Source organism: Lichenibacterium minor (assembly GCF_004137685.1).
In the GTDB taxonomy this organism is placed as follows: domain Bacteria; phylum Pseudomonadota; class Alphaproteobacteria; order Rhizobiales; family Beijerinckiaceae; genus Lichenihabitans; species Lichenihabitans minor.
The window spans coordinates 1-7,870 of sequence record NZ_QYBB01000090.1 but is presented as its reverse complement, the minus strand read 5'-3'; the positions used below and the strand labels follow the sequence as shown (position 1 = coordinate 7,870).

Sequence of the window (7,870 nt, the reverse complement as noted above, 5' to 3'; positions counted from 1 at the left end):
GGCGGAGTCGACGCCGCTGTGGCGACTTACGCGGCCGGTGTGACCGAGCCCGGACACCACGTCGCCATGATCGGCACTAGCATGTGCTGGGGCTATGTCGCGCCTACGGCGGATGCCGGCCACGGCCTCATCGCCTTCCCTTACGTGATCGGGGACGACCTCTACGTTTTCGGCGGCGCCGCGACAGCTGGCGCTTCCGTCACCTGGTACCGAGAGCAGTTCTGCCAAGCCGAGGTCGCGGAAGGGCGCGCGACAGGCCGCGACCCGCATGCGATCCTGGAAGACTATGCGGCCGCCGTCCCGCCGGGTTCGGACGGCGTGGTGTTCCTGCCCTATCTGATGGGCGAGCGCTCGCCCGTATGGGACGGTAAAGCCTCAGGCGCTTTCGTGGGGCTGAACCTGTTCCACACCCGCGCTCACCTGTATCGCGCCGTGCTGGAAGGCGTGACGCTGGCGCTACGGCACAACATGGAGTCGGGCGCGAAGGGCTCGGTTCCCCTCGAGCCGCGGCTCGTCGTGGTCGGCGGCGCAGCGCGTTCCGACCTCTGGATGCAGATCATCGCCGACGTTACTGGCTACCCGGTCTGGACGATCGAGGAAGACGTCGAGGCGGCGCTCGGCGCAGCACGGATAGCGGCATTGGGAGTGGGGCTGATCGCACGTGAGGACCGCGACAGCTGGATCACCCTCGTCGAGCGGGCCTCTCCCGACGCGGCCCGCAAGGCGCGCTACGACACGGTGTTCGGGATCTACGCAGGCCTCTATCCCGCGCTACAGAATTCTATGCATGCACTGGCGACCTTGCGCGGGATCGCTACACGGGAAGGGCCCCCCCGCTGATGAGGAGCTGACTCATCGCCTTTTGCCACTTGGACATCTCCACACGCTGCGGAGAGCAACATTTCGAGTTCCGCCGTCCGACGCCATCGCGGTCCTGAATGGCGAGCCGATGAAGTGGAAAACGTCGTTCGTTCGAGCAACGCCTGTACGTGAACCTCCGTTCGATGGTCCAAATGCGCAGAAGCGGCCGTTCCGCTCTCCACCCACTTCCGCTGCACGGCCGGTGTCGACCCATCCCGGGCGTAGTGGTGGGTTTGAAGCATGCTCCAAAGCAGACCGTCGCTGAGCGCTAAGGACACGCGCGTCGACAAGCTCGCTCAAGGCGCATACCTGTCGGCGTCAGTGGATCAGGCTGTGATCCTACGGCTTCGGAAGGGCAGGAAGCGTGCGAGCGGACCTCCTTGACCGCCTCCTGGTGACCCTGGCCGTACGCCTCCGAGCCTTCTCGGTCTGCCGCATCCAACGCGGATGGCAGTTGGGGTTCAGTCCGTTCGAGGCCATCACGGTCCACTACGTCCTGCGCGGAACCGGGAGCCTCCGCGTCGGTGATGGGCCTTGGCAGGCCTTCGCTCCCCATAGCGTCATCGTCGTGCCGGCTCGCCTGTCGCACGCGCTGGGTGAACCGGAGGAGGTCAGGGGAGCAGCGCGGGCCGAGGACCACTGCTCGCTCCACGGCGACGGACTGGTCAGCTTCATGGCGGGCGATGGCACGCCCGACACCCTCCTGGTGTGTGGCCAGATCTCGGCCAGTCACGACGGTGCCCTCGGCCTCTTCGAGCTTTTCCAGTCGCCGATGATCCAGGCCTTCGCGCCCGACGCCCCCCTTCGCGGGACGTTCGAGCTCATGCTGGCCGAGGTGGCCGCGCCGAGCCTCGGCACCCAGGCCATGACGGAACTGCTGATGAAGCAGTGCCTGATCGTTGTGCTGCGTCGGCACTTCCTCGGCGGCGATGACACCTCGCCGTTGCTCAAGGCGCTGCAGGAGCCCAAGCTCGCCCGCGCGGTCATCGCGGTGCTGGAGCACCCGGGCGTGCCCTACTCGGTCGACAGCCTGGCGACGCTCGCCGGGATGAGCCGCACCTCGTTCGCCGTCCGCTTCGGTGAGGTGTTCGGGCAAGGCCCCATGGACTTCGTCCAGAAGGTGCGCCTGCGCATCGCCGCGCGGCTGCTCACCGCCACCGACCTGCCCGTCAAGGTGATCGCCAGCAGCGTCGGCTACGCGAGCCGCAGCGCCTTCAGCCGGGTGTTCGAAACCACCTACGGCCTGTCCCCGTCCGATTTCCGCAGTTTCGGAGGCGGGGACGAGGTCGAACCGGAACGTGTGGAGGGCTTCGGGCAGGCGCGTTCGACGACCGATCTGGAGCCCTGACCCAGGAGGGTGCCTTTCCGTTCCGGGCAGGACGCAGATCGTTCGAAGGTGGTCCGTCCGGCGGACACGCGCTGAGTGGCGGGCCGTTTGCCGGCTACCGCCAACGTCGCTCAGGAGCCAAACATGATCACTGACCGGAGATCCGTCCTCGCCGGGCTCGCCCTCATCGCCGCCACGCCCGCCGCGATGGCCCAGGCACAGAAGGTCGCCCCAGCCACCCCGGTCACCGACTTCGCCGGCGTGAAGACCGCGACGGACTATTACATGGGGGTGCTCGGTCCGGCAGAGGCGTCGCTGACGACGTCACAGGTCGCCGTGGAACGCGCGACCAACAAGGACGCCCACGAGTTCGCCGGCTTCGAGCTCGGCGAGGCCATCACGGTCAACGAGGTGCTGAAGGATCTCGGGACCAAGTCCACCCTCGACACGAACGCCACGGCCCTGATCGCGAAGATCAAGGGGACGGAGAAGGGCGCCGGCTTCGACCGAGCCTACATCGCGTTCCAGCTCGACAACCACGAGTACCTGCGGGATCTCGCGGACGCCTACCTGCACAACAGCGCGGGCACGACCGATCCCATGGAGAAGCAGGGGCGCCTGCTAGCCTCGCTGATGCTAGCCGTCTTCAAGGAGCATGTCGCCATCTGCAAGCGCGTCAACGCGGAGCTGAAGGCCTAGGCACCGAACCGAGATCGATCCGACGCCTGACCGGCATCCGTCGCACACCGCCCTGCGGGTCGACGGCGCGTCGGGCAACGCTCCAACCCTGTGACGAGACTTGATCCCATGACGACCTTTTCCCGTTCATCGATCCTGGCCGGCCTCATGGCCGGGACCGCCCTGCTCGCCGTCCCCGCGGCCCAGGCACAGACCGCCCCCTCTCCGGCCCCTGCGGCCGCGACACCCGACGCTCCGGTCGTCGAGCCCCCCTTCTCGACGGTCGCGACCGTGGCGGAGACGCCCGACAGCGGCACCATGAGGCGCGCCGACAAGGACATGGCTGCGGTGCTGAAGAAGCTCGGTGACCTCGGGGTGAAGCCCATCGAGTCACGCTCCGTCGAGGAGGCGAGGTCTCAGCCAACCCCGGCCGACGCCGTCAAGGCGGTGCTCAAGGACCAGGGCAAGGATCCCGCCGCGCTGATGGCGGCCATGAAGGTGTCCAAGAAGGACATGACCTACCCGACCGCGGGCGGCACCCAGTTGGTCCGCATCTACACCCCGGAGGCCGCCGGCTCCGGCCCGCTTCCCGTGATCGTCTACTACCACGGCGGCGGCTGGGTCATCGCCACCGTCGACACCTACGAGGCATCGGCGATGGCGCTCGCCAAGAAGGCGAACGCCATCGTGGCGAGCGTGGAGTACCGTCACGCGCCCGAGAACAAGTTTCCCGCGGCTCACCAGGACGCCTTCGCGGCCTACAAGTGGGTGCTGGCCAACGCCGGGCAGTTCGGCGGCGACCCGGCCCGTGTGGCCGTCGCCGGGGAGAGCGCCGGTGGCAACCTGGCCGCCAACGTCGCCATCATGGCGCGCGACGGCAACCTTCAGAAGCCGGCCCACATGCTTCTCGTCTACCCGGTCGCCGGCACGGACATGAACACGCCGTCCTACATCCAGAACCAGAATGCGATGCCCCTGTCGAAGGGCGCCATGGGCTGGTTCGTCGACAAAACCTTGGCCAAGCCGGACGATGCCAAAAGCCCGATGTTGAACCTGACCACGATGGCCGACCTCAAGGGCCTGCCCTCGGCGACGGTCATCACCGACGGCATCGATCCGCTCATGTCGGAGGGCAAGATGCTGGCCGAGAAGCTCAAGGCTGCGGGCGTCCCGACGACGTATAGGAACTACGAGGGCGTGACGCACGAGTTCTTCGGCATGGCGCCCGTCGTGTCCGATGCCGAAAAGGCCCAGGACGCGGCCGCGCAGGACCTGCGTGACTCTTTCGCAGGCAAGCCCCAGGCGAAGTGATCGATGTGATTAAACGCCGAACTTTGACCCGTCTCAGTTCCGCATCAAATTGCCTGTGAGAACTCGCAAATTCCTTGTTTGGGGTGGGGTCACGATCGGCGCCGATCGTGACCCCACTTCTGAATGACTTTCTTGAGGAATTACAGCGATATGGTCGGTCTAGGGAGGTGGGTCGAAGTTCGGCGCTTTTTCACACCGCGGTGAGCACCCAACCAAACTCCACCACCTTGACGGACGTGATCGGCGGCCGTGCCAACGGACGACGCCGCCGCCACGTAGCTGCCGTGTCGAGCAGCGATTGAGCCCCAATCGTGAGTAGCTTCCTCTGTTCTAGAATGGCCAGGGCGCCGGGCTAAGTCGCCTGCCGGAACTCGTATTCGATTGTGGTGGCGCGGCCCTCGTAGCAGGTGAGGCTGAAAGGCATGATACTGTCTCCGTCGAGGCACGTCGTGGCCTCAAACCGATGGGGTCGCTCGATGAGTTCAAGGCCGCTGGTCGACTATTTCGCCGAAGGCTTGCAGGCCCGTGAGGACGGCAAGCACGCGACCGACAACCCTTACTGCGCCGGTAGCCATGAGCGGCACGAGTGGGATGCCGGGTTCCGCGCCACGGTGGCCCTGGAGGATGAGGACGGGTTGGACCTCGATCCGAACGAGGACAACGAGGTGCCACTCGCTGGGCGGTAGCGACGACGACTCACCCTCCACTCGCCCTTTGCCGGGAGTCGGAGTGATTCTCCGCCTAGGGGAATGAAGGGCTATCACTGGTCCGGGTTGCTACACCCACGGACATTTAGCCCCGAGGCTCTCCCGCTTGCCAAGGCAGTTCGGGGCTTTTCGTGCGTCACTTGGTGGTTTCGCCGCCGGGGGGGGGGTCGCTGCTCGGTCGAGCGCCTTTGCTCCGTCCTCAGCTTTGGCCGAACCAACGTCAACATCCCTCCCGCATTTAGCCGAGAGCGCTAGGGCGCTTGATCGGGCGATTTTCCGAAGCCGAAAACATCCCTTTCAATCGCTCTCTGTACGCCACGTCTTCCGACTGGCAGGAACCAGCTATCGACATTGATCATGCGTGGCACAACATTATTTGATAATTATCATTTGATGCATCAGGAGAACTTATCGCTGATGAGAACGTTCGATCAGTCAGGCGCTTTATGTGCAGCGCGTCGACACACAGGGGACAATCACCATGAGTGATCAATTCCGTTACGATCAATCTGAGTACCGAGAGCAAGTGGCCCAGATTGCGAAACAGGTTGTCCAAACTGACAATGCTGTCGCAACTATGGCGCCGAGGCTCGATTTCGAGTTAAATAGCTATCACGGCAAAGCTATAAGGCAAGCCGAACAGGAACAGCAAAGCAAGCAGTACCCCCGGCTTCATCGCTGATCCTTGCCATAATCGTCAGTTATCTATCAGAAAGCTGCGCCGGCTTGCTTGATGGCGCACTGTCAGGCCCGATCACTAGGGCTGAAAGTTTCCGTCCGGCGCACCTCCTACGTCGGATATTTGACTCGCGTTGTGGCACGGTGTGTAGCCGAGCCTACGTAGCGGCTCTCCATATTTCCCGCTGTCCAGCAGCTTGGGGCTTCTCGTGCGTCGAACGATAATTTTGCCGCACGGGTGTCGCACCCTGTTGAGGTATCTTGCCGCTCGGCCCACGCCATGCTCGCATGCGCTCTGTCTTCGAACCGGATAGGCCCATGACGCTTCGGACCATCGTCGTGATCGAGGACGACCCCATGCTGCGGCAAGACACGACCGACATGCTGGAGGCAGCCGGCCTCAGTGTCGTCGGTTTCGAGGACGGCGACCAGGCGCTTGACTACCTCCGCCACCATCGACAAGACGTGAGCGGCGTCTTTACCGACGTAAAGCTGGCGACGGAGACGGATGGCTTTGAGGTCGCCCACCTCGTGACGGCGACCAGGCGCTTGACTACCTCCGCCACCATCGACAAGACGTGAGCGGCGTCTTTACCGACGTAAAGCTGGCGACGGAGACGGATGGCTTTGAGGTCGCCCACCTCGTGACGGAAACCTTCCCCGAGATCGCGGTCGTGGTGACGTCGGGTCAGTACGCCTCACGCCCGGACGGCCTAAGCGAAGACGTCCGCTTCCTGCCCAAGCCCTGGCTGCCGCTCGACGTCATCAACGCTTTCATCGACACCGTGCAGGACGATTGAGAGGCGCGGCGAGCCGGCCGCCTATCTTCGCATCCGTTCACTTCGATTGCGCCGCACCATTGCATGGTGCATCGCAGCATGATCCTCTGGCGCTGGCGCAATCGGTAGGACGGCGGCGCCCACGGTTCCGCCGCGCGGCCCCCTTGGGGTGGCGGGACCGTGATCCCTGCCGCGCTTGCCTTTCCGTTTGCCTCATGGTCCCTTGCCGTCCGGCAGCGGTCGAACTTGTCGCCACCACGGCCTCGCCGCGCGGGGCGCCGATGGCGGCGGGGTCGTGGTTCATTGTGCTCAAAAGATAGAGTGACGCGCCGCCCTCACGCGGCCACCTTGAACTCGTCCCACTGGTCCGGGACGGTGCCGTGTGTGGCGAGGACGACCGGATCTGCGGCGAAGTCGGCCTGTTCGTCGTAGTCCTGCGACATCACCACGACGCCAAGGAAGCGCTTCGCCATGCGCTCGCCGGTTCGCAGCGCCTCGGCGTCCGTCCGGCACGCCTGCGCCTGCTGCGCCTCGACCTTGTTTCGTGCCCCGAGCTTGTAGGGCAGCACGAGAAATTGCGTCTTCATGGTTCCGTCCCCGGGCTGGAGTTGTGAGAACAGAAGCGAACATTTTATGGCTTATATGTGGCAAAGCGAGGGGCGCGCCGGACGCTTTTCGCATGGTTCGGCGAACCAATGCGGTCTCGCACGGTTGGGCTGGGAAGCCTGCGTTCACCGGACGCGGCGGTTCACTCGGGAGCACCACGGATGTTCAAGGCAATAGGCGTCATCGTCCTCGCTACAGCGATCACCTTCACGACAGCGGCACCGGGCTATGCAGCGACCGCCGCCAATTCTCAGAACGGCACGAGCACGTCGAGCGCCGCCAAGGAGATGGCGCCTGGGGCGACGGAGACTGCGCCTGACCCCGCGACGCCCGGCGTGGTACAGGTGCCCGTGGTGGTCGTGCCGACTCCCGACGCCGTCCTGCAGACCCCAGTCGTCGTAGCGCCGGCTCCCGTGGTCGTGCTGCCTGCGCCCGTCGTGGTCGTGCCCGCAACCGGAGTAACTGTCACCCCGGCCCAGTAATCATGGGCTTACGCCGCCTCGCTCTCCACCGCGTCGAACAGCGTCGGGTCTTCGTCGCCGTCGCCGGTCCGATTGACTCGCTTCGACACGCCCCACTCGCGCAAAGCGCTCTCGGCCGCCGGCTTCAACACCTCCGGGCCGAGCTCGCCGGACAGCCATCCGTCGAAATCGTCGGGCGTGAGCAGCACAGGCATGCGGTCGTGGAACGGCGTCATCCACTCGCTGGCGCCTGACACGATGATGGTGGCCGACAGCACGTCGTCACCGCTCTCCGGGTCCGTCCAGTGGTCCCATAGCCCCGCGAATGCCAGCACGGGCGAGCCGTCGCCGGCCGTGAACAAATGCGGGACCTTGTCGCCCTTCCCGCCGGTCCATTCGTAGAAGCCCGAGGCCGGGATCAGACAGCGGTGCTTCTTGAACGCCGTGCGGAACATCGGCTTC

The 7,870-nt window shown here is 65.0% G+C and carries 10 protein-coding genes; 8 read left to right on the top strand and 2 right to left on the bottom strand.

The window, feature by feature from the left end:
• The 8 genes from D3273_RS26780 to D3273_RS26745 all read left to right on the top strand — a co-directional run.
• A partial coding sequence (locus D3273_RS26780; protein ID WP_245501411.1) for an FGGY-family carbohydrate kinase occupies positions 1-840 on the top strand: 840 nt, incomplete at its 5' end.
• Positions 841-1,225: 385 nt separating this feature from the next.
• On the top strand, positions 1,226-2,209 hold the full coding sequence (locus D3273_RS26775; protein ID WP_129230004.1) for an AraC family transcriptional regulator: 984 nt from the start codon (positions 1,226-1,228) through the stop codon (positions 2,207-2,209).
• 123 nt (positions 2,210-2,332) lie between these two features.
• The gene (locus D3273_RS26770; protein ID WP_129230003.1) at positions 2,333-2,887 is read left to right on the top strand and encodes a DUF305 domain-containing protein; all 555 of its coding nucleotides are present in this window, start codon (positions 2,333-2,335) and stop codon (positions 2,885-2,887) included.
• A 108-nt stretch (positions 2,888-2,995) separates the two neighbouring features.
• A complete protein-coding gene (locus tag D3273_RS26765; RefSeq protein WP_207210918.1) occupies positions 2,996-4,177 on the top strand; it encodes an alpha/beta hydrolase in 1,182 nt (393 codons plus the stop codon).
• 476 nt (positions 4,178-4,653) lie between these two features.
• Positions 4,654-4,863, top strand: a complete 210-nt coding sequence (locus D3273_RS26760) for a hypothetical protein (RefSeq protein WP_129230002.1) — start codon at positions 4,654-4,656, stop codon at positions 4,861-4,863.
• Positions 4,864-5,365: 502 nt separating this feature from the next.
• Positions 5,366-5,566: a hypothetical protein gene (locus tag D3273_RS26755; RefSeq protein WP_129230001.1), complete on the top strand. Its 201-nt coding sequence runs from the start codon at positions 5,366-5,368 to the stop codon at positions 5,564-5,566.
• Positions 5,567-5,880: 314 nt separating this feature from the next.
• Positions 5,881-6,144, top strand: a complete 264-nt coding sequence (locus D3273_RS26750) for a response regulator (protein WP_165359735.1) — start codon at positions 5,881-5,883, stop codon at positions 6,142-6,144.
• Positions 6,141-6,362: a response regulator gene (locus D3273_RS26745; RefSeq protein WP_129229999.1), complete on the top strand. Its 222-nt coding sequence runs from the start codon at positions 6,141-6,143 to the stop codon at positions 6,360-6,362. Before D3273_RS26750 ends, D3273_RS26745 begins: the two co-directional genes overlap by 4 nt.
• A 314-nt stretch (positions 6,363-6,676) precedes the next feature.
• On the opposite strand, the gene D3273_RS26740 is transcribed toward D3273_RS26745, so the two are convergent.
• Entirely contained in the window at positions 6,677-6,928 is a 252-nt protein-coding gene (locus D3273_RS26740) for a hypothetical protein (RefSeq protein ID WP_129229998.1), read from the bottom strand.
• A gap of 509 nt (positions 6,929-7,437) precedes the next feature.
• Positions 7,438-7,870, bottom strand: a 433-nt coding sequence (locus D3273_RS26730; RefSeq protein WP_165359734.1) for an SOS response-associated peptidase, incomplete at its 5' end; no start/stop codon positions are given.